Below are 20,509 nucleotides of genomic sequence, written 5' to 3' on the forward strand. Positions count from 1 at the left end.
GGTCAGCGTCCCCGACGCCACCGGCGCCGACCCGCGCGAGCTCGCCTGCCGCGCTGGCGGGGCTTAGTCGTTAGCTCCTGGCCGAGCCCGGCTGCCTGCCGGCCGTCCAGGCGCCTGCAGCCAGGACCGCGAGCGCGGCCACCACCGCTGCCGGAGGCACCGACCCGCGAGGTAGGACGGCCAGTCCGGCCCACACCGCCGTCGTCGCTCCGGCTACCACCAGCCCACGCAGCGCAGCGCGCCTGACCACCGACCACGGCAGGCGGGCGCGTGGCGGCGCCGAGGAGGCCAGCACGAGGCAGGTGTGGTCGGTGACGAGCGCGAGCGCCACGAGCACGGTGGTCCACGAGGAGACGTCACGGTCACCGAAGAACCAGGCCAGGACCATGACCGCCAGGCTCAGCAGGCTCCCCTCCTCCGGAGCGACTGCCGTCCACAGCGCGACCACCGCCAGGACCGCCATCAGCAGCGGGAAGGTCCCGGCCACCGCAGCCGCGCCCAGCAGCACGAGCACTGAGACCCCACGCACCACAGCCTGTGAGGGAGACAGGACCCTCGGCACACGGGCCAGTACCCAGCGGACGGGCCCAGGGCGACGCCCGCGCCCGGCGGCGCGGCCCCGCGCGCTCACGCGCCGCTCCTGGGACGCGACATCGCTGTCAGCGCGGTGTCCAGCGTGCCCGGGCCCCGCCAGGACACGACGGCGACCCCCCGGTGCGCCAGGGCAGCGACAGCGCGCTCCCGCTCCAGCTCGAGCACCTGGCGGGCGGCGTGCTCGACGCTGCTGAGCCCTCCCGGGTCGGACAGGTCCGGAGCGGTGTCGACGACGAGGACGTCCAGCCCGGAGGCAGCCTGCTGAGCCGCCAGCTCGACCACCTGCGTCTCGGTCAGCGGGCTGAGGACCACCACGAGGCTTCCCGGCGGGGTGGACAGACGCGGGCGGCGTGAGGCGGGGGTACGGTCTGATCCCGGGCGTAGGCGTCCTAGGGTGCCCAGGACCCGCAGGTAGTGGCGACGCCCGTGTCCTACCGGCACCGGCGTCGTCACCGCCCCCATCACCCGCAGCCCGATTCTGTCCCCGGTGCGCAGGCACCAGGCTGCGACCGACGAGGCGGCGTGAACCGTCCGGCTCAGGCTGCCCTCGTCCTGCTCCGAGGCCGCAGGGACGTCCGCGAAGGCGTCGACGACGAGGAGGACCTGGGTGTCGGCCTGAGCATAGGTCGTGCGCACGTGGAGCCGCCCTGTGCGCACCGAGGTCGGCCAGTGCACGAGACGAGGTCGGTCACCGGGCTGGAAGAGGCGGATGTCGTTGAACTCCGAGCCCTCCCCTGCGTGCCGTGCACCGTGGAGCCCGAGCATCCGCGAGGGGCGTGGTACCGGGGCGTCGGAGGCGAACGCCCCGGGCGCTGGCGCGACGGTCAGCTCGATGGGGCGGCGGGCGAGCCAGCGGCTGTCAAAGGCACCCCACACGCTGCGCAGGTGATGCTCGCCGTCACCGACCCGCGCCGGCCCCCAGCGCACGGGCTGGACGAGGAACGAGCCCTCGTCCGCGCCGCCGCGTACCAGTGCCGCCCGCGCCTGCGGCCGCAGACGCAGACCGTGCGTGGCGCCGAGGTCGTGGCCCACGGTCTCAGCGCCATGAGCGTCACTGGTGCGTACGCGTACCGTCACCGCCTGGCCCTCGACCAGGTCAGCACCCTGCCCCTGGACCTGGGTCACCGGACGGCTGCACGGACGGCACGCTTGTCCCCAGCAGGCAATGAGAAGGAACGGGGTCGCCAGCACCGCCAGGTCAGGCCGGTGCCCGACGACGGCGAGCAGCGCCAGGCCGAGACCTCCGACGAGGGCACGTAGGTGGAGCGCCGTGGGCCTCCACGCCCCGGTACCCTGCTGCGTCACTGGCCGGCCCCGGGTACAGGAGTAGTCGCCAGGACCTGGGTGACGACGTCTCGTCCACTGATCGAGCTCATCCACAGCTCGGGCCGGATGGACAGGCGGTGAGCCAGGGCCGCGACCGCCACGTGCTTGACGTCCTCGGGCGTGACGTAGTCACGGCCGCGGACCACGGCCAGGCCGCGAGCGGCGGTGACGAGCGCGAGTGAGCCGCGGGGCGAGGCCCCCACGGACACCGCCTCGTGCTCACGAGTGGCCGAGGCCAGCGCCACGCAGTAGCGGCCGACCGACTCCTCGACCTCGACGTCCTCCACCGCCAGCTGGGCTGCCCGCAGGCTGGCGGCGTCGGTGACCTGGGGCACGACCTGCTCCTCCTGCCGGCGCCCGAGCCGGCGAGCAAGGACCTCCCACTCCTGGTCGGCGCTGGGGTAGCCGAAGGACAGGCGCAGCAGGAAGCGGTCAAGCTGGGCCTCAGGGAGCTGGTAGGTCCCCTCGTACTCCACCGGGTTCGCGGTAGCGATGACGTGGAAGGGCTGGGGCAGCGGGAAGGTCGTGCCCTCAACCGTCACCTGCCGCTCCTGCATCGCCTCCAGGAGAGCCGCCTGGGTCTTGGGAGGGGTCCGATTGACCTCGTCGGCCAGCAGCAGGCCGGTGAACAGCGGTCCGGCACGGAAGCTGAACTCACCGCGCTTCTGGTCGAACAGGAAGGAACCAGTCAGGTCCGAGGGCAGGAGGTCGGGGGTGAACTGGGCGCGCGTGAAGTCCAGCCCGAGGGCCTGGGCGAAGGAGCGGGCCGTCAGGGTCTTGCCCAGCCCCGGGTAGTCCTCCAGAAGGACGTGACCTCCGGCCAGCACACCGGCCAGGATAAGCTCCAGCTCCTCGGGGTTGCCGACGACGGCACGGGTCACCGAGCTCAGGACCTCCCCGGCCAGGGCGGAGACCTGCGCAGCAGAAAGCGCCTGGGGCGTCGTCGAGTCGCTCGTGGTCATAGGGACTGGATCCTCTCGATCAGGCGGATAAGGTCGCGGTCGGTACGGGGAGCAGGGGTGGTGCCACTCACCAGGTCCCACAGGTCCTCTCCCAGAAGGGCACGGGCACGGCGCGGATCGTCCTCGACGTCAACCGCGTGCCTCTCACGCAGGCGGTCGCGCGTGAGCTGAGCAAGATGCGGACGCACGCCGCTGTCCCAGCCCCGTGACGAGGTCGCGTCGCGCAGGAGCCAGGTCAGCGTCGACAGGCGCCGGTCCGTGGGCACCAGTGGTGGTGCCGCAGGCTCGGTCACTGGGAAGGCGGGCGGACTGGGGTCGACGCGTGTCAGGAGCGCGGTGCCCAGGAGGACAAGCGGGACCGCGAGCGCGATGACAGGGTGAAAACGGACACCGATGAGGCCAAGTGCCCACAAGGCGGCCCAGCCCACGAGGGTGGCGGCGAGGGCTGCACGGAGGCTGAGAGTCCTCATCGCTGCCTCACCTCGCTGCGCGCCGCCTCGTCAGGCTCCGGCACCGGCCTGCCGCTCAGGCCGAGAGCAGCATGAACCTGCTCCAGGTCCCAGCGGGCCTGGTCTCGCGCGTCCTCGGCCAGCTCGTGGGAGGAGAATCGAGCCTCACGGTAGAGGGCGGCGAGGTCCCGGATCGCTGTGGCCGGCACCTCTCGCTGTGCCAGGACACGGAGGACCAGCTCCGCGGAGGTCTCGTGGGGTCGTGTCCCCACACCCGCCTCGGTGACGTCTCGTTCCAGCTGCATCCAGGCTGCCACGATGGCGTTGGCCGGGCTTCCGTGCTGGAGCGCCGTCACCTGCCGCGCGGCCTGGCTCGGGCTCAGGAGGGCGAGGTCCGGACCGAGGCCCTCGGCCTGCACGTCAACGGGAACCGGCCGGAGGCGTCGCAGGCGTACGAGGAGGAAGCGCACAAGTCGCCAGATCGCCAGGCAGGCAAGCACGCCGGCAACGAGCACAGCCATGACGACCAGGGCCTCGACCCACCACGACGTCCCGGTACCGTGCGGCAGGTCTGGTGGGGTCGCGGGCTGGAGGGGCGGGACTGTGGCCGTGGGTGCTGAGGCAGGCTGCGGCCTCGTGGATGCTGAGCCGGTCACCACCAGCGGCGCGGTGTCCGTTGAGGCCCATGCCACCAGGACCACGGCGAGGACGCCGGCGCACAGGACTAACCGACGCCACGTCGTCGTGGAGGCCCCTGGTTCCATCCTCGCTCCTGTCACTCAAGCGTCAATTTTAGAAGCATCCCGAGTGTGTGCGGGTGCGACCGAATGAGTATCTGAAAGCTCTTCATTCGGTCGCACCCGCACACGCTCGGCCCCTGTCTCAGCCCAGCTTCAGCTCAGGGTGAGCTCCACAGTCGTCTCGCCCTCGCCGTCAACCCGCTGGCCACCGCTCACCAACGACCAGGCGCCGTCCAGGCCCTTCGCCGTGGCACGCAGGAGCTCGCCCTGCCGCACCACCCGGATCGAGGCCTCCTCGAAGCCGTCGTGAGCCGGCACCGTGACCACGCGCTCAGCGCCCTCAGCCAGCGCCTCGACCCGGACGGTCAGGCCCTCGCGCCAGTCCTCCTCCGGTCGGGTGATGCTGCCTGCCAGCGGCAGCGCAGCACCCTGGCGCACGTACAGCGGCAGGGTCTCCACGCCGTGGGTCTCGTGGACCCACCGCGGGCCCTGGACGCTCTGGCCGGTCCAGTAGGAGGTCCACGTGCCCTCGGGCAGGTAGACGTCCACCTCGCCCTCGGCGTCCATGACCGGGGCGACCAGGAGGTCGGAGCCGAGCATGTACTGCGTGTCCACGTCCCAGGCCCCGCGGTCCTGCGGGAACTCCAGGAACATCGAGCGCATCATCGGCGTCCCGGTCTCGTGGGCCTCACGGGCAGCGGCATAGAGATAGGGCATAAGCCCCAGGCGCAGGTTGATGAAGCGACGCGCCACGTCCACCGACTCCTCGTCGAAGGCCCACGGCACTCGCACCGAGCTCGAGCCGTGCAGGCGGGCGTGGGAGGACAGCAGGCCGAAGGCCAGCCAGCGCTTGAACACGCCCGGGTCCGGGGTGCCCTCGAAGCCACCGATGTCGTGGCTCCAGTAGCCGAACCCCGAGCTGGTCAGCGACAGCCCGCCGCGCAGGGTCTCCCCCATCGACGCGTAGGTCGACTCGTTGTCCCCGCCCCAGTGGACCGGGAGCTGCTGCCCACCAGCGGTGGCCGAGCGGGCGAAGAGGACGGCCTCGCCCTCACCACGTACCTCGGTCAGCAGGTCGAAGACCGTGCGGTTGTACAGGTGGGTGTAGTAGTTGTGCATCCGCTCGGGGTCCGATCCGTCGTGCCAGGCGATGTCACGGACGGGAATGCGTTCGCCGAAGTCGGTCTTGAAGCAGTCCACCCCCGTCTCCAGCAGCCCGGCGAGCCTGGAGCGGTACCAGGCCACGGCGTCGGGGTTGGTGAAGTCCACCAGCGCCATACCGGCCTGCCACAGGTCTGTCTGCCAGACGTCCCCGCTCGTGGTGCGCACGAGGTAGCCCTTGGCCGCTCCCTCGGCGAACAGCGTCGAGCGCTGGGCGATGTAGGGGTTGATCCACACGCAGATCTTCAGGCCCTTGGCCTTCATGCGCTCCAGCATCCCTGCCGGGTCCGGGAAGGTGGCTGGGTCCCACTCGAAGTCAGACCAGTGGAAGCCTCGCATCCAGAAGCAGTCGAAGTGGAAGACGCTCAGCGGCAGGTCACGCTCGGCCATGCCGTCCACGAAGCCGGTCACGGTCTGCTCGTCGTAGGAGGTCGTGAAGGAGGTCGTCAGCCACAGGCCGAAGGACCAGGTCGGCACCATCGGGGCCCTGCCGGTCAGGGCCGTGTAGCGGCGCAGCACCTCCTGAGGGGTGGGGCCGTCGATGACGTAGTAGGTCAGGGACTCTCCCTCGACGGAGAACTGGGTCCGGGTGGTCAGCTCACTGCCCACCTCGAAGGAGACCCCGCCCGTGTTGTCCACGAAGACGCCGTAGCCGGCGGTGGTGAGGTAGAAGGGGACGTTCTTGTAGGCCTGCTCGGAGGCGGTACCGCCGTCCTCGTTCCAGATGTCGATGCTCTGGCCGTTCTTGGTCAGGGCCCCGAAACGCTCGCCCAGGCCGTAGACCCGCTCCCCGGGTCGCAGGCTCAGCTGCTCACGCATGTAGGTCTGTCCGTCCGGGGCCACGACGTGTGCCACGGCCCGGGGCGGCGAGCTCGTCAGGTCCTTGCCGGCGTGGGTGAAGCGGGCGGTCCAGTCCTGCCCCTCCTCCAGGTGGACGGCCAGGTCCCCGGCACGCAGGGTCAGTCCCTCTCCCTCGGTCTCGACGACGCCGGGGTATCCCGGCTCGCTGGTGACCTCGAAGTGGGGGCCAGGGTCACGTCGGCCGGCGTGGTTGACGAGCGAGACCTTGATGACGCCGTCGGCCACGGCGGTGAAGGTGGCCGTCAGCAGGGGGTTGTTGAGCGTGTCGCCGCGGCCGGTGACAGGCCGGACCGGGGCGTAGGCACGCAGCGCGACGGCGCCGTCGTCCGTGGTCCGGCCCAGGTCGAGCAGGCCCCGAGCCTTCTCGACCTGGTAGCCCTCGCGGTCGAGCCAGTATCCGTTGGAGAACTTCATGAGGTGTCCTTGGTGTCAGTGTGAGAGCGACGCTCAGGGGCGTCAGGGAGGTGAGGAGCCGTCCTACTTCACTGCGCCGGCGGTCACGCCTCGGGTGAGGGTGCGCTGGAAGAAGAGGAAGAACAGGAAGGTCGGGATGAGGGAGACCAGCGCGCCGGCGTTGAGGGTAGGTACGTCGAGCATGCGGTCGCCCTGGAGGCTGGACAGCGCGATGGGCACCGTCTGAGTGTCGTTGGAGGTCAGCATGACCAGCGGGATGAAGAACTCGTTCCACGTCCAGATGAAGAAGAAGATCATGAGCACGCTCATCGTGGGGCGCACGATGGGGTAGACGACCTTCCACAGGATCTCCCAGCGGCTGGCGCCGTCGAGCTCGGCGGCCTCCAGCAGGGCGCGTGGGAAGGTGCCCAGCACCGAGGACAGCAGGTAGGTGCCGAAGGCGGACTGGATGACGGTGAAGATGATGACGATCGACCACGGGTCGTCCGTCAGCCCCACCTTCTGCGCCATCATGAACAGCGGGTAGATGAGCCCCTCCTGCGGCAGCATGTTGGCGATCATGAACAGGGCGACGATCCACGCCCGCCCCTTGACCCGGCCCACGCCGATCGCGTAGGCGTTGAACAGCGACAGGAAGGCACCAGCCACGGCGACCAGCGCCGAGGTCCAGATGGAGTTCCACAGCTTGACCGGGAAGCTGACCCGCTCCCAGAAGTAGGCCAGGCCGTCGGTGTAGAAGCTGGTGGGCAGGGACAGCGGGCTGCCTCCTGAGTAGTCGGCCGGGGACTTGAAGGCGTTCATCACCATGAGGATGAAGGGCGCGACCATGAGCAGGGCGAGCACGCCGACGACGGCGAGGACCACCCAGCGGGCGGCCCCACGGTGGAAGCGGTCCTTCTTCCTGGCCGGAACGGCCTGGGCAGTGGTGGCGCTCATGTCAGCGGCCCTCCTCTTCACGGCGTGCGCTGCGGTTCTGGAAGAACTGGATGACGCCGGCGATGACGATGATGACAAGGGTCAGGACGGTCGAGATCGCGGCACCGTAGCCGACCTTCGACTTGTCGAAGAAGCTGAGGTACGAGTAGTAGCTGGGCACCAGCGTCGAGGACTCCGGGCCTCCTCTGGTCAGGACGTAGACCGGTGCGAAGACCTTGAGCGCGGCAATGGTGCAGGTCAGCACGATGACGAAGGTCTCGGGCTTGATCTGCGGGATCGTGATGGCCCGGAAGCGTGCCAGCCAGCCCGCGCCGTCGAGCTCGGCGGCCTCGTAGAGCTCAGGGTCCACACGCTGGAGCGCGGACATGAAGATGACCGTCGGGTAGCCGATCTGGATCCAGATGAGGACGAGCATGACCGACGGCAGCGCGGTGGAGGTCGAGCCGAGCCAGTTGGGCGGGTTGTCGATCCCGATGCCGCGCAGGATGGTGTTCAGCGCACCGGTCTGGGAGTTCAGGATCCAGTTCCACACGATACCGGCCACGGAGACCGGCAGGATCTGGGGGAGGTAGTACATCGCCCGGAGCGTCGTGGCCACCGAGGAGCTGAAGTGCTTGCCGACGTAGTCGAAGAGCACCGAGGCCAGGAACAGGCCGATGAGCGTGGGGATGACGACCATCGCCACGATCATGTACATGGAGTTGCCGAAGGAGGCCCAGAACTTCTCGTCGGCCAGCAACGCCTTGTAGTTGTCCAGCCCGATGAAGCGCATCGGGGCCATGCCTCCCTTCCACTTGTGCAGGGAGTACCAGATGTTCATCGCCAGCGGGAAGACGATGATCACCGCGAAGGAGACCGCCCCCGGGACGAGGTAGAGCAGGTAGGGCAGGCTGCGGCGCCTGGGCCTGTGGGTCATGGTCGTGCGAGGTGTGGGCACTGGATGCTTCTTCCGTGAGATCCGGGCTCGGCAGGACAGAGGGGACGACGGCGCAGCGCGGCTCACGCTCGGCGCGCTGCGCCGTCGTCACGTAGCAGGGTCAGGCGCTTACTCCTCGCCCACGCCCATCTCGCTCCTGCCCTCCTCATAGGCTGCCTTGAGGTCAGCGAGCACGTCCTCAGGGCTCTTCGAGCCGTTGATGAGGGACTGCATCGCCGAGGTGATCTGGTCGTAGAAGCCGGCGACCGGCCAGTCAGGGTAGAAGGCCAGGCCGTCCTCGTCCAGGATGGTCTGGAAGTTCTCGGTCAGGACGCGGGTCTTGTCGTCCTCGATGGCCGAGGCCTCACCGGCAACCGGCAGACCACCCTTCTGCCCCAGGATCTCCTGGACCTCGTCGGACAGGGTGATGTCGATGAAGTCGTAGGCCAGCTCCTTGTTCCTGGCGTTGGTGGGCACGACCCACAGGTTGCCGGAGGAGCCGATGGACAGCGTCGAGCCCGGGAAGAGGAACTGGTCCCAGGTGAAGCCCGTGATGTCAGCGACCATGCGGCCGAACCACCACGAGCCGGAGACGAACATCGGGTAGGAGCCGGCGATGAAGGAGGCGCCGGCGTCCTCAGCGGTCAGGCCCGCCGAGTCAGCAGCCACGTAGCCCTTGCCGATCCACTCCACGAGCCTGGCGGTACCGGCCTTGACCGGGTCCGCGCTCCAGTCGACGTCGCCCTTGAACAGCTGGTAGGCGTCGACGAAGGAGCGGTCGGCCTGGGACAGGATGAGCTGGTACCACAGCTGGCCCATCGGGTACTCCGAGCCGGCCTCAGCCAGCGGGACCTGGCCACGGGCGACGAAGGCGTCGCAGACGGCCTCGAGCTCCTCCAGCGTGGTCGGCACGGCCAGGCCCGCCTCGTCGAACATGTTCTTGTTGTAGTAGACGAAGACGTACTCGCCGTAGTTGGGCACCCCGTACCAGTCGCCGTCGCCCATGAGGCCGTCCTCGGTGTAGCGCGCGGTGGTCTGGATCGAGGCGGGGAGCCTGGCGTCCCAGCCGCGCTCGGTGGCCTGGTCGGTCAGGACCTCGATCAGCCCCTGGGAGGCGAGCTGGCCAGAGGTGGAGTTGCCCTTGTTGTACTCCATGATGTCCGGCACGTCGTTGCCGGTGAGCACGATCTTGGCGTTCTTCTGCAGCTGCTCGAAGGTCTGGTCCTCGGTCTTGACCGTGACGTCAGGGTGCTTCTCCTGGAAGATCTCGATGGCCCGGGCCCAGGCCTGTCCCATCGCGGAGTCGTCGGACTCGTAGTCCCAGATGACGAAGGTCTTGGAGCCCTCGCCGGAGTCCGAGCCGCCGCACGCGGTCAGGCCGAGCAGACCGGCGCCCGCCAGGCTCGTCATGGCCAGGGTGCTGAAGGTCCTGCGGTTGATCATGATCATTACCTCTGCGTTGAGTTGCCGTTACTAGGATCGGTTGTCCCGTCCCGCGCCGGTGCTGGCGCAGGGAGGTGCGTGGGCGCCGGCTAGGGCGCGGGAACCGGGCCGATGGTCTCGCCGGCGACCAGTGCGCAACGCACCAGCCGCTGGCAGTCGGCGGGGGCGATCTGGCCGTCCAGGAGCGCCACGAGCGCCTGGGCGGCGCAGGACCCCATCTCCTCCCCCGGTCCGTGGGAGGTGGTCAGAGGCGGGTAGGTCATGGCGGACAGCGTCCGGGAGGACACCGCACCGACGACGGAGACGTCACCGGGCACGTCCAGACCCATCTCGTGGAAGCCGGCGAGCAGGCCGACAGTGGCCATGTCGTTGAGGACGACGAGCGCCGTAGGCCGGTTCTCCTGGAACCACAGGCTGCGGGCCAGGCGTCGGCCGGCCACCGGGCTCGCGTCACAGGAGACGGTGGCCGGGGCAAGGCCCAGGCGCTCCATGGCGGAGCGGTAGATCGTACGGGAGCGGACCGCCGGACCGTAGCCGGTGGCGACCTGGCTGTCCGGGCGCCCCACGAAGGCGATGCGCTCGTGCCCCAGCTCGTGCAGGCGCCGCACCGCTGAGCCGATCTCCTCCTCGAAGTCGATGTCCACGTAGGCGTAGTCAGAGGGGTCCTCGGTGCGTCCCACCAGGACGAAGGGAATCTGACCCTCCTGCAGGGCACGCACCCGAGGGTCGTCGACGGCGACCTCGACCAGCAGCACGCCGTCCGCCTTGCCCTGACGCACGATCGTGGTGAGCTCCGCCCCGCCGCGGTCCCGGCTCACAGGCCACACCGCCAGGTGGTAGCCGAGCTCGGCGGCGGCGCGCTGTGCGCCGCGCACGATGCCGAAGACCGTCTCCCCCATCGCGGTGTCGAACTCAGGAAAGCTCATCGCCAGGGTGTAGGAGCGGCGGCGCACCAGGCCTCGCGCCATGGCGTTGGGCTCGTAGTCCAGCTCCTCCATCGCCTGGCGGATGCGCTCGGCAGTCGCCCGCGCGACGGGGCGGGCCCCTGACAGGGCGTAGGAGACGGTCGAGACCGCGACGTTGGCGCGCCTGGCGACGTCCTGCATCGTGGACACCGCGCCCACCTCCTTGGGAGCCCCAGAACCGAAGCGCTTCGTCGAAGCGCTTCGACAAGGATGGGAGGCGCCCCCGGACGCAGACAAGCGCATCGGGCGATCATCGAATAATTTCGATGATCGCCCGATGCGCTCGGGACGTGCCTACCTCAGCCGGCGACACAGACCGGCCGTGAAGAACCGTCGTGCCCGTTGACGCTATGCCGCCTTGTCGATGCAGCGCTCGACGAAGGCGATGATCTCCGCCTCGACCTCGTCCCGGGTCGCTGGCTCGTTGTGCACCTCGTGGCGCATCCCGGTGTAGACGCGCGTACGCACGTCATGGAACCCTGCGTCCCACAGGGAGTTGGCCACGACGTAGGCCCCGTGCCCGAAGTCGGCGACCGGGTCCTGGTCGCCAGCCAGCAGCAGGACCGGCAGCTCACGACTCATCGGCTCCATCCAGCCCTCGGCGTTGGCACGGTCGTAGAGCTCGATGAAGGAGCGGCCGAAGCGCAGGGTCATGGGCGCCCCGAAGTTGTTGTAGGGGTCGACGGCGTGGTCTGCCACGACCTGGGGGTCCGAGGCCACCCAGTCAGTCGGTCCGGCGCCCTCACCGAAGCGGTCGAGGAAGCCCTCGAACATTGCCAAGGCGATGTTGTCTGAGTCCAGGGCCTCTCCCCCGCGCTGCGCGATCGCGGCGTCCAGGGCACCGCGCAGCTGCGGGTTGCGCATGCCCTTCATCGCCGCCGCGACACCGCACAGAGCCAGACCGGCTAGGCCGTCAGGGTGCGTGGAGGCCAGTGAGCGAGCAATCATCGAGCCCCAGGAGTGGCCAAAGACCACGTAGGGCAGGTCCGGGTGACGCTCGGTGACGATCTGGCGCAGCTGCTGCTCGTCCTCGACGACGACCGTGGCGCCGTCCTCGCCCGCGTCCTGCCAGACACCGGAGAGCATCGCCGTACGACCGTGGCCGGCGTGGTCGTCAGCGGCGACGACGAAGCCCGCGTCCAGCAGGGCGGTGATGAGGTGGGTGTAACGACGAGAGTGCTCCCCCAGGCCGTGGATGATCTGGACGACCGCGCGCGGTGGCGTGGTCGGCTCATAGATCCAGGCCTGGATCTCGTCGCGGCCGTTGGCCGAGGTGAACGGTGTCTCGTGCAGTGCCATGACTGACCTCTCCATCAGACGATCCAGCAGGTATGTCTCACATTACATCGCATAGGCAGCGCACACCCTCCAGACAGCATGGCAACCTGCTCAGACATCCTGACGGTCATGAGCCGTGACTGCCCCCGGGAAGCACGGAGTGACGGGCGCACGCCAACGACGTGAGCCGGCGTGCGCCCCTCACCTCAGCATCGCTGCCGTCGGGGCCGGCTCATGAGGACGACGAGGGGCTGATCATCCGGGCCGCTGTGGGCGTGAGCTCACGTGAAGCCGCCTCCGGGTCCTCGGCACGGAGCCTCCTGATGTACCGGGCGTAGATGATCCAGGCCCCGCCGATAAAGACGACGACACCGCCGATGTTGTAGACGAGAGTGATCCAGGCGTCCTGTCCGTAGGGCAACGTTCCGGTGACGAAGACGAAGCTGAAGACCACCATCATGAATCCGGCCATCGTCATACCAAGCTGACGCGACCCGACCCGGAACTGGCGGGGGACGTCATCGTAGTTCTTACGGAAGAAGAAGTAGGCGAGGTAGATGAACAGTGGCGGGATCAGCGCCGTCGCAGCAGTCATGTTGATGACGATCTGGAGGAGACCGTCGATCGAGTCAGACCCGAGCGCAGGGATGATGAGGATCGGGACGACAATCAGGAACTGGACCCAGGCCGCCCGCCAGGGAATTCCCTGGTCATTGAGCTCGACCACCTTGCCGCCGAAGACGCCGTCGGGAATCTCAGAGAAGAAGATCTTGACCGGGGTCGCGGTCCACATGAGCAAGGACCCCAGCGTCGCAGCCAGCATGACGAAACCAATGACCCGGTTGGCCACGGCCGAGCCGATGCCGAAGTGCGACGCCAGTCCTCCCATGGTCTGGAAGATGCCGTTGGAGTAGGTCAGCTCCCCGGCAGGGACGAAGACGGTCATCAACGCCGAGGCAACGGCGTAGAGCAGACCGATCAGGAGGCCGGCGCAGATGATCGTGCGGATGAAGGTCTTGACCCCTCCTCGGATGTCGTTGATGTAGACGCCAACGGACTCAGCACCGCCTACTCCCTGGATGATCCACGCCAAGGTCCCGAAGAACGCCCACGTCGTGGCGAAGGAGGACGTGTCTGGAGCCATGGCCTTGACAGTGATCGGCGTTGCCGGCTCCAGGCCTCCCAGCAGAGCACCCAGGGTGAGGATGACGAATGCGAGCGACATTCCCATCATGAGGGTGGCGCCGACGTTCGTCACCTTACCGATCCAGGTGGCACCCTTGGTCGACACCCACGTCGCCACGGCGAAGACCGCGATCGAGATCACCGTGATGGCAGTCTGGGAGAAGACCTTCTCCTGACCCCAGAAGGCGTAGGAGGCGTAGACCAGGATGATGGGCAGCAGCGAGGCGAAGTAGAAGAGGTTGACGAACCAGTAGGAGAACGCACCCAGAAATGCCCAGCGACCGCCCAGCGAGGTCTTGACCCACTGGTAGTCACCTGACTCAGCGTTCTTGTTGAGCGCCACCAGCTCAGCGATGATGAGGGTATAGGGCAGGAAGTAGAGCAGGGTCGCGAAGAAGAAGGATGGCGCGGAGGCCAGGCCGATCGAGACCGAGTTGTTGACGACGTTGCGGAAGTTGAAGACCGCCGCCACGGTCATGGTCAGGAGCGCGTACGTCCCCACGCGCCCACGTCGTGATGAGGTCATGACTTGTCCTTCAGAGTCTGGGATGGATGGGGGTTACTTGTTGTGGAAGCTTCGGCCTTCGACGCTCACGTGCGCCAGGACGCCCGAGCCGCCAGGCGCAGGGCGTAGGCAGGTAGCCTCATCGGCGTCAAAGAAGACAATCTGCCCGGCACCCAGACAGACCTCCTCGGCCGTCCCCGGGGCGCCGACCTGGGGGTAGTGGATCGGTTGCCGGTCGCTGAGGTCCGAGTAGGCTCCAGCGGCACGCCCACCGACTACCCGGTCAACGACGATCGTTCCCTTGCTGCAGTAGACGACTCGCGTGTAACGCTTCCTGAGCACCGGCGCGGTCTCGGCGTCACGCTGGTCGACGTTCCTCCAGGTCAGGGAGTCACCGACTGAGTAGGTCACTCCGTGCTCCAGCCGCCCGGACACTGCGATCGCCTCGAAGGTCCGGTCCCACTTCTTGGCTCCCTCCAGAGCGTCCTGCGCTGCGGACAGGGTGTGGAACAGTCGCATCTCAGTCCTCCTCGCAGGTCGAGATCGTCAGTGAGTGTGAGAAACGGCGCCAGCGGACGCGGTAGCTCTCCAGGACCTCGGACCCCCATGAGTTCGATCCGAGCCCGAGGAGCTCAAAGTCGACGTTGAGCTCCGTCGTGCTGCGCGGGTGCAGCTCATCGAGATGCCTGGCTCGCTCGAGCTGGGCGTCGGCGTAGGGCAGGGCGCGGAAGCTCACAGGCACGTCACCCGCTGTCACCCTGAGTCCCCGACCAGTGCGGTCAGTGAGGGTCAGCTGCTCGACACCACTGCGGTTGCCCATGTGCTGGGGCACGACGTAGGGGGTCACCAGGTCAGGCACGTTGCTCCGATACTCTCCGAACAGTGACGCGCAGACGGAGTCCGGGTAGTTCTCCCCCGGCCCCTGCCCGAGGTAGTGCACCTGGTCAAGCTGACCGGGCAGCTCCATGCGCAGTCCGATACGGGGAACGATGTCGTCGTAGGACCCGAACGGGTCACCAGCCACGTCCAGCCTGATGAGCCCCCGTGCGTCCAGGTGCCACTGGTAGCAGCAACGCATCCCGAAGTCCTGCGTGGGCGGGGCGATGGTCGACTCAACGTCGACGACGACCTCATCCCTCTCACGCCGCCACGACACCCGACGCGTTGACTCCTGCAGCAGGTGCATCAGGCGGGGCGCCCACAGCTCCTCGTGCTCCTGCGAGTGGTTGTCGACCAGGGCGTGCCAGAAGGCCAGCCGAGGCCCCTGGACCAGCACCTGCGTGCCGTCTGCCTCCAGGCCGGTCAGCGTTCCGGAGACCAGGTCAAAGGTGGCCTGCTGTGCTCCCTGCCGGATGACGAGACCGCCGTCCGTCTCTCGCACGACCGGGACGTGGCAGGCAGCTGCCTGAGCACGTCCTTGCGGCGGAGCTGGCGCGTCGAGGAGGAACTCGTCCTGACCCACACAGTGATGGGCAGGCAGGGCTCCAGCATCCTTGCTAGTCAGTGCCCGTACCCTCAGGCGCGCCTGCGGCTTGCGTCCTCCGTCCAGAGGCGCAGCCTCCTGGAGCGCGGCACGCGCCTGGTCAACCAGCTCCCCCACCGCGAGGTCGCAGGAGCGTCCCGGTGCCAGCGGCGGGCAGGACCTACGCGCACGCGCCACGACCTGACCGCCGACCAGCGCCTCGATCTCCACCACCATGTCCGTCAACGGCTCAAACCACCTGCGTGAGGTGACCCGCACCTGGCTGTCACTCATCTCGAAGGCCGCTGGCGCGATGACAGCCGCGTACTCCCTCAGGCCCGGGCTGGGCTCGCGCCATGGGAAGACCAGGCCGTCGATACAGAAATTCCCGTTATTGGGTTCATCACCAAAGTCACCGCCGTAGCGATAGGCCGGCGAGCCGTCGGGACCAGGGACCTGGATGCCGTGGTCAATCCACTCCCAGACGAAGTGGCCCTGGATGTGGTCCCACCGGTTGAACACCGCCTGGTACTCGCTCAGCCCTCCAGGGCCGTTGCCCATCGCGTGCCCGTACTCGCACAGGATCCGCGGCTTGGGGTGGGGGTACTCACCGAACTCATTCATCTGGGAGACCCGCGAGTACATCGTCGAGATGACATCGACCGTCTCAGCGTTGCGATCTTCCTCGTAGTGGACAGGACGCACCGGATCGAGCTGCTTGCACCTGCGGTACATGGCACGGATGTTGCAGCCGTAGCCGGACTCGTTTCCCAGCGACCACATGATGACCGACGCGTGGTTACGCTGAGCCAGGACGTGACGCTCAATACGGTCGACATAGGCCCGTTCCCAGCGGGGGTCGTCGGTCAGACGGGACAAGTCCCCTACCGTGGCAAATCCGTGGCTCTCAAGATCGGTCTCCGCCATGACCAAGAGCCCCAGCCGGTCGCACAGCGCGTAGAAACGCGGGTCGTTGGGGTAGTGAGAGGTACGGACCGCGTTGATGTGATGAGCTTTCATCATCATCAGGTCCTGCTCCATGAGGTCGACGCTGACCGCACGCCCCCGACGGGGATCATGGTCATGACGGTTGACGCCATGCATCTTGAAGTAGCTCCCGTTAAGAAGCAGACGCCCCTGGCTGACGCGGATGTCACGGAACCCGAGCGGATGGACCACCGTCTCCCGTCCCTGTCCTGGTCCTTGTCCTTGGTCATGGATCGTCATGACCAGTGAGTAGAGCCTGGGAGACTCGGGGTTCCACCAGGTCACCGCGTCAAGACGCCGGTTGACCAGGCACCGCCCTTCATCGTCAAAGTCCTGTCTTCCGCTCGCCAGGACGTCTTCGCCTACCTCCGCCTGGGGATCGACGACGCTCCAGCTCAGCACCTGCCCCTCACCAGGACGGTTGAGAACGACCTCAAGGCCGAGGCACGCCTGACCGTCCTCCTCCCTCATGGTGGTGAGGTGGAAGTCGTGCAGGTACGTGGCCGGTCGCGTCAGCAGCGCGACCTCACGGAAGATGCCTGAGGCCCACCACATGTCCTGGTCCTCCAGGTACGTGCCGTCGCTGTACTGGCAGACCACGACCGTGAGCAGGTTGACCCCGTCATGAAGCGCCGACGTCACGTCGAACTCGGCAGTCAGACGTGACCCCTTGGTGAAGCCGACGCACTCGCCGTTGACATACACCTGCGCGTAGGACTCAATCCCCTCGAAGCGCAGGATGTAGCAGCTGGACGGATCTGTCTGCCCCAGGACGACCTCACGCTGGTACACACCGGTCGGGTTGTCCGCGGGCACGAAGGGCGGGTCCACCGGGAAGGGGTAGCCCTCGTCGGTGTACTGAAGCCTGCCGTAACCGTCAAACTGCCACAGGTGGGGAACGTCGACCGTCTCGAAGTCATCCACGGGCTGGCTCTTGACCGACTCCGGGACCCGTAGCGGGTTGTCGTACAACCTGAAACGCCACTGTCCACTGAGATCGGCGTACCCCGCCTCACGACGACGGTCCACACCGAGCCTGTCGGAACGGGCTGCTCGACAGGCCTCGTCAAGGCTCCGGAAGGGCACGAAGTGTGCGTGCGCTGGCAGACGGCCAGCAGATAGGACAGCAGGATTCTCCCACTGGTGCTGAGTACTCATCGACACGTCCTTGTCATCATTGACGACCGAACAGAAACCGGTCTCCATGTGGCAGGACACATCATGCTCAGGCGGAAACCGGTTGTCAAGGAGGTGGAGACTCACACCTGGTCGATCGTCGACTCCCGCCTGCCAAACCATGAGAATGTGCCCCGGTCGCGCTGTAACGTGAACCCAGAGCGGGAGAGGACGAACGTGAGTAGACGAGCCACGATCCGAGATGTGGCAGAGGCGGCGGGAGTGTCCAAGGCGACTGTCTCTCGCGTCCTGGCAGGCAACTATCCGGTCTCGCAAGAGACCGCTGACCGCGTCCACCACGCGGTCCAGCGGCTGAGCTACACCGCCTCCTCGCGCGCCCGCTCCCTGGCCACAGGACGCTCCAACGCCGTGGCGGTCGTCGTCTCAGAGCCCCTCGACACCTTCTTCGCCGACCCGACCTTCGCACGCATCGTCCAGGGGGTCTCCGACTTCCTCAGCCACACCGAGGTCGTCCCCGTCCTGCTGACGACAACGACGAAGGTCGAGCAGCGCAAGGCGCTGCGGCTCATCACGAACCAGACAGTCGACGCGGTCATCCACCTGTCACCCTGGTCCGACGAAGGACTGCTCGACAGCCTGCTCAACCAGCAGGTCCCCGTCGTGGTCTGTGGTCAGGACGAGCGCTTCGAGCGACGCGGACGCTTCTCCTTCGTCTACTCCGACGACCGCCTTGGTGCCGCTCAGGCAGCCCGTCACCTCAGAGAGCGGGGAGCTCAGTCACCCGTCGCGATTCTCGGTGTACCAGGTCAACCAGCCGCATCGGACCGGCTGGAGGGCTACCGCCAGGTCTTCCCAGGCCTAGAGGACCACCGGACCGCTTGGGGCGGGTGGTCTGAGGCAGACGGTGCCAGCGCGATGCAGGACTTCCTGCGTTCCGGGATCACCTTCGACGCCGTCATGGCCGCCTCGGACCGGATCGCCCGCGGCGCGTTGTCGGTTCTGTCCCGTGCAGGTCGGCAGGTCCCAGCAGACGTCCTCGTCGTCGGCTACGACGATCACCCCAGTGCTACCGAGCTCAGTCCGCACCTGTCGACCGTCTCCCAGCCCATGCACGCCCAGGGAGAGACTGCCTGCCGCCTCGCGCAGGAGATGGTGGAGGGGCGCCCGCCACGCACCGTCGTGCTACCGACCACGCTCCACGTGCGTGAGACAAGCTGACACCAAGGCGCCTGCTACACCAGCGCCAGCACCCCTCCCACCGGCTCGCCCCACCCCAGCACAGGCCCAGGCAGCGCGTCCCGCAGCCGCTCACTCAGGTCTTCCTCGACCCCGAGGGCGCGCAGTGCCGGCAGCATCGCCGGGACCCTGGCACGTGAGGCGCCGTCAGCGATCTTGACCGCCAGGCAGGCTCCTCCCGCAAGCCCCATGACGTAGACGCCCTCGGCCCCGTCCTTGGCGACGGCGCCCGGCAGGGCCTTCATCAGGGCAGTGACGTCACGCCCCTTCCCGCCGACGAGCCCGGGCCAGGCGCTCATGGCCTGCGCCACCGCGTGCTCCGGCGTCCCCTCTGGGGCGCCGGCGAGGCGGCCATAGGCTCTGGCCAGTCCGACGAGCGGTAGGGGGTAGACCTCGGCGCCGCAGCCGTCACGAGTGACGGTGCCCGGATCAATCTGGCAGCCGGTGAGCTCCTCGACGCTGGCGCGAAGGAGGACAGCAACCGGGTGGTCGTGATCCAGGTAGCCTGCGGGGTCCCAGCCGCAGGCGACAGCGGTAGCCAGCATTGCGGCGTGCTTTCCCGAGCAGTTCTGGTGCAGCCGGTCAGGACCCGCCCCTGAGGCCGTCAGGGCACGACGTTCCGGGACGCCGATCGGCATCCCCGGGGTGTGACGCAGGTCGGCCGGCTCCAGGCCGTAGCGACGCAGGATCGAGATGACGACCTCCAGGTGCTCCGGGCCGCCGGAGTGGCTGGCGCACGCAAGCGCCAGCTGACGGGGTTCCAGCTCCAGGCCCGCCCGCAGCATGCCGACGGCGAAGAGAGGCTTGAGGGCCGAACGAGCGAGGACGGGGTTCGTGACGTCCCCTGCCTCCAGCACCGTCTGCCCCTGCCCTGACAGGGCGACCAGGCAGCCGTGGTGGACTGACTCCACCACGGGATGCTCGGCGTCCCCGCCACGGGTCACCGCGACCAGGGGGACCACCCCTGTGGCCTCCAGGCCCCGGAACGCAGGAGGCAGCACCGGCACCTGTGCATACGATCGGCTCTCAGCAGATGTCATCCACTCATTGTGTCCGCCTGGCTCTCATCGCACCACCGCGTTGTCCCAGGTGCCTCGACGCAGGTTCAGGACGAGGACCGGACCGGTGTCACCTGCCCGCTCGAGGGCGAGTCGCAGGTCCTGCTGAGTCTCCTCCACCGACACGAGCCCGGCACCGGCATCCGTGTGCTCGATGCGCAGCGCTGCGACGCCCCACGAGTCCGTCACCGTCTCGACGACGAACCGCGTCTCCAGCACGGGCCGCAGACGGACCAGGTCAGCGCCTGCTCCATAGACCAGGGTGCAGACCCTGGCTGCGGACATCACACCAGCCTGATCGTCCGCGCTCGCCACCGCGTCCAGGCCGCAGCCGTCGCCCGGTCCTCCCAGGACGACGAGCTGGACAAAGACGGTGCGCTGAGCGGCGCGAGGCGGTGCGCTCCCCAGCCGTCGTGGAGCCGGGGTCCTGCACGCGTCTGCGCCTGCGTCCTGCGCGCACACGGCCTCGTCCCAGGAGCCGGCGTAGGCGTAGGCCGTCACGCCCCGAGCCACGAGCGCCTGTGCCAGCCTCCCCAGGCACTCGTCCTCGAGGTCCTCCGCCTCCCACAAGACTGTCCAGGCCCTGCCCGGCAGCGGCGTCTGGAGGGCGAATCCCTCCTCACGCGCGAGACCGGTGACCTCGTGCACCTGATCCTCAGGCCAGACGCGTACCAGCGCCGCGTTGGCCCCTATCCGTGTGACCAGCGCACAGCAGCGCAGCCTCTCGAGAGCGGTCCTCGCGGCCGCAGGGAGGGTATCCAGGACCCCGGTGCTTCCTGTGCTCACGCCTGTGTTCATGGTCACGAGGCTACGTCGGGGGTGTGACAGCAATTCCTGCGCGAGTGAACGTTCACATTGACCGGCCGTCACGTCTACACTCGGTGACAGACAGAC

At 67.9% G+C, this 20,509-nt stretch carries 17 protein-coding genes; 1 reads left to right on the forward strand and 16 read right to left on the reverse strand.

From position 1 onward, the window contains the following. Positions 1 to 70: 70 nt before the first annotated feature. The 14 genes from HRL51_RS07325 to HRL51_RS07390 all read right to left on the reverse strand — a co-directional run bounded on the left by HRL51_RS07325 (position 71) and on the right by HRL51_RS07390 (position 17,342). The gene (locus tag HRL51_RS07325) at positions 71 to 631 is read right to left on the reverse strand and encodes a hypothetical protein (protein WP_172120862.1); all 561 of its coding nucleotides are present in this window, start codon (positions 629 to 631) and stop codon (positions 71 to 73) included. After that, a complete protein-coding gene (locus tag HRL51_RS07330) occupies positions 628 to 1,899 on the reverse strand; it encodes a DUF58 domain-containing protein (RefSeq protein WP_172191024.1) in 1,272 nt (423 codons plus the stop codon). The genes HRL51_RS07325 and HRL51_RS07330 overlap by 4 nt, the downstream gene beginning before the upstream one ends. Next, positions 1,896 to 2,882 (reverse strand): AAA family ATPase, encoded by a 987-nt coding sequence (locus HRL51_RS07335; RefSeq protein WP_172120864.1) that lies wholly within the window; start codon positions 2,880 to 2,882, stop codon positions 1,896 to 1,898. Before HRL51_RS07335 ends, HRL51_RS07330 begins: the two co-directional genes overlap by 4 nt. After that, on the reverse strand, positions 2,879 to 3,352 hold the full coding sequence (locus HRL51_RS07340) for a hypothetical protein (protein WP_172120865.1): 474 nt from the start codon (positions 3,350 to 3,352) through the stop codon (positions 2,879 to 2,881). The genes HRL51_RS07335 and HRL51_RS07340 overlap by 4 nt, the downstream gene beginning before the upstream one ends. Beyond that, complete coding sequence (locus HRL51_RS07345; protein WP_172120866.1) at positions 3,349 to 4,095, reverse strand: DUF4129 domain-containing protein; 747 nt, start codon at positions 4,093 to 4,095, stop codon at positions 3,349 to 3,351. Before HRL51_RS07345 ends, HRL51_RS07340 begins: the two co-directional genes overlap by 4 nt. 129 nt (positions 4,096 to 4,224) lie before the next feature. Continuing rightward, positions 4,225 to 6,507, reverse strand: a complete 2,283-nt coding sequence (gene yicI / locus HRL51_RS07350; RefSeq protein ID WP_172120867.1) for an alpha-xylosidase — start codon at positions 6,505 to 6,507, stop codon at positions 4,225 to 4,227. Positions 6,508 to 6,570: 63 nt separating this feature from the next. Continuing rightward, positions 6,571 to 7,443, reverse strand: coding sequence for a carbohydrate ABC transporter permease (locus tag HRL51_RS07355; RefSeq protein WP_172120868.1), 873 nt, complete (start codon positions 7,441 to 7,443; stop codon positions 6,571 to 6,573). 1 nt (position 7,444) lies between these two features. Further along, on the reverse strand, positions 7,445 to 8,380 hold the full coding sequence (locus HRL51_RS07360) for a carbohydrate ABC transporter permease (RefSeq protein ID WP_244960131.1): 936 nt from the start codon (positions 8,378 to 8,380) through the stop codon (positions 7,445 to 7,447). Positions 8,381 to 8,488: 108 nt separating this feature from the next. Further along, entirely contained in the window at positions 8,489 to 9,802 is a 1,314-nt protein-coding gene (locus tag HRL51_RS07365; protein ID WP_172191026.1) for an ABC transporter substrate-binding protein, read from the reverse strand. Between the two features lie 89 nt (positions 9,803 to 9,891). Continuing rightward, positions 9,892 to 10,908, reverse strand: a complete 1,017-nt coding sequence (locus HRL51_RS07370) for a LacI family DNA-binding transcriptional regulator (RefSeq protein ID WP_235954428.1) — start codon at positions 10,906 to 10,908, stop codon at positions 9,892 to 9,894. Positions 10,909 to 11,115: 207 nt separating this feature from the next. Beyond that, positions 11,116 to 12,066 (reverse strand): alpha/beta fold hydrolase, encoded by a 951-nt coding sequence (locus HRL51_RS07375; protein ID WP_172120871.1) that lies wholly within the window; start codon positions 12,064 to 12,066, stop codon positions 11,116 to 11,118. A 211-nt stretch (positions 12,067 to 12,277) separates the two neighbouring features. After that, on the reverse strand, positions 12,278 to 13,756 hold the full coding sequence (locus tag HRL51_RS07380; RefSeq protein WP_172191028.1) for an amino acid permease: 1,479 nt from the start codon (positions 13,754 to 13,756) through the stop codon (positions 12,278 to 12,280). A 33-nt stretch (positions 13,757 to 13,789) separates the two neighbouring features. Continuing rightward, positions 13,790 to 14,254 (reverse strand): NanQ anomerase/TabA/YiaL family protein, encoded by a 465-nt coding sequence (locus HRL51_RS07385; RefSeq protein ID WP_172120873.1) that lies wholly within the window; start codon positions 14,252 to 14,254, stop codon positions 13,790 to 13,792. A gap of 1 nt (position 14,255) precedes the next feature. Continuing rightward, positions 14,256 to 17,342, reverse strand: coding sequence for a glycoside hydrolase family 2 TIM barrel-domain containing protein (locus HRL51_RS07390; RefSeq protein ID WP_172120874.1), 3,087 nt, complete (start codon positions 17,340 to 17,342; stop codon positions 14,256 to 14,258). A gap of 195 nt (positions 17,343 to 17,537) precedes the next feature. Between HRL51_RS07390 and HRL51_RS07395 the strand changes: the two genes are divergently transcribed. Further along, positions 17,538 to 18,539 carry a LacI family DNA-binding transcriptional regulator gene (locus HRL51_RS07395; RefSeq protein ID WP_172191030.1) on the forward strand — a complete coding sequence of 334 codons (1,002 nt, stop codon included), beginning with the start codon at positions 17,538 to 17,540 and terminating at the stop codon, positions 18,537 to 18,539. 14 nt (positions 18,540 to 18,553) lie between these two features. Here HRL51_RS07395 and HRL51_RS07400 read toward each other — a convergent pair whose 3' ends face one another. Both HRL51_RS07400 and HRL51_RS07405 read right to left on the reverse strand, forming a co-directional pair. Then, the gene (locus tag HRL51_RS07400) at positions 18,554 to 19,597 is read right to left on the reverse strand and encodes an asparaginase (protein ID WP_172191032.1); all 1,044 of its coding nucleotides are present in this window, start codon (positions 19,595 to 19,597) and stop codon (positions 18,554 to 18,556) included. Positions 19,598 to 19,621: 24 nt separating this feature from the next. Continuing rightward, positions 19,622 to 20,401 (reverse strand): hypothetical protein, encoded by a 780-nt coding sequence (locus tag HRL51_RS07405; protein ID WP_172191034.1) that lies wholly within the window; start codon positions 20,399 to 20,401, stop codon positions 19,622 to 19,624. Positions 20,402 to 20,509 lie beyond the last annotated feature (108 nt).

Origin of the sequence: Actinomyces faecalis (assembly GCF_013184985.2) — a bacterium.
GTDB lineage: Bacteria > Actinomycetota > Actinomycetes > Actinomycetales > Actinomycetaceae > Actinomyces > Actinomyces faecalis.

Excerpts from the sequence above, each read along its gene's own strand:
- yicI (WP_172120867.1), bottom strand. The coding sequence starts at position 6,507 with ATGAAGTTCTCCAACGGATACTGGCTCGACCGCGAGGGCTACCAGGTC.
- HRL51_RS07380 (WP_172191028.1), bottom strand. The coding sequence starts at position 13,756 with ATGACCTCATCACGACGTGGGCGCGTGGGGACGTACGCGCTCCTGACC.
- HRL51_RS07375 (WP_172120871.1), bottom strand. The coding sequence starts at position 12,066 with ATGGCACTGCACGAGACACCGTTCACCTCGGCCAACGGCCGCGACGAG.
- HRL51_RS07335 (WP_172120864.1), bottom strand. The coding sequence starts at position 2,882 with ATGACCACGAGCGACTCGACGACGCCCCAGGCGCTTTCTGCTGCGCAG.
- HRL51_RS07340 (WP_172120865.1), bottom strand. The coding sequence starts at position 3,352 with ATGAGGACTCTCAGCCTCCGTGCAGCCCTCGCCGCCACCCTCGTGGGC.
- HRL51_RS07365 (WP_172191026.1), bottom strand. The coding sequence starts at position 9,802 with ATGATCAACCGCAGGACCTTCAGCACCCTGGCCATGACGAGCCTGGCG.
- HRL51_RS07370 (WP_235954428.1), bottom strand. The coding sequence starts at position 10,908 with ATGCAGGACGTCGCCAGGCGCGCCAACGTCGCGGTCTCGACCGTCTCC.
- HRL51_RS07345 (WP_172120866.1), bottom strand. The coding sequence starts at position 4,095 with ATGGAACCAGGGGCCTCCACGACGACGTGGCGTCGGTTAGTCCTGTGC.
- HRL51_RS07390 (WP_172120874.1), bottom strand. The coding sequence starts at position 17,342 with ATGAGTACTCAGCACCAGTGGGAGAATCCTGCTGTCCTATCTGCTGGC.
- HRL51_RS07385 (WP_172120873.1), bottom strand. The coding sequence starts at position 14,254 with ATGCGACTGTTCCACACCCTGTCCGCAGCGCAGGACGCTCTGGAGGGA.
- HRL51_RS07400 (WP_172191032.1), bottom strand. The coding sequence starts at position 19,597 with ATGACATCTGCTGAGAGCCGATCGTATGCACAGGTGCCGGTGCTGCCT.
- HRL51_RS07355 (WP_172120868.1), bottom strand. The coding sequence starts at position 7,443 with ATGAGCGCCACCACTGCCCAGGCCGTTCCGGCCAGGAAGAAGGACCGC.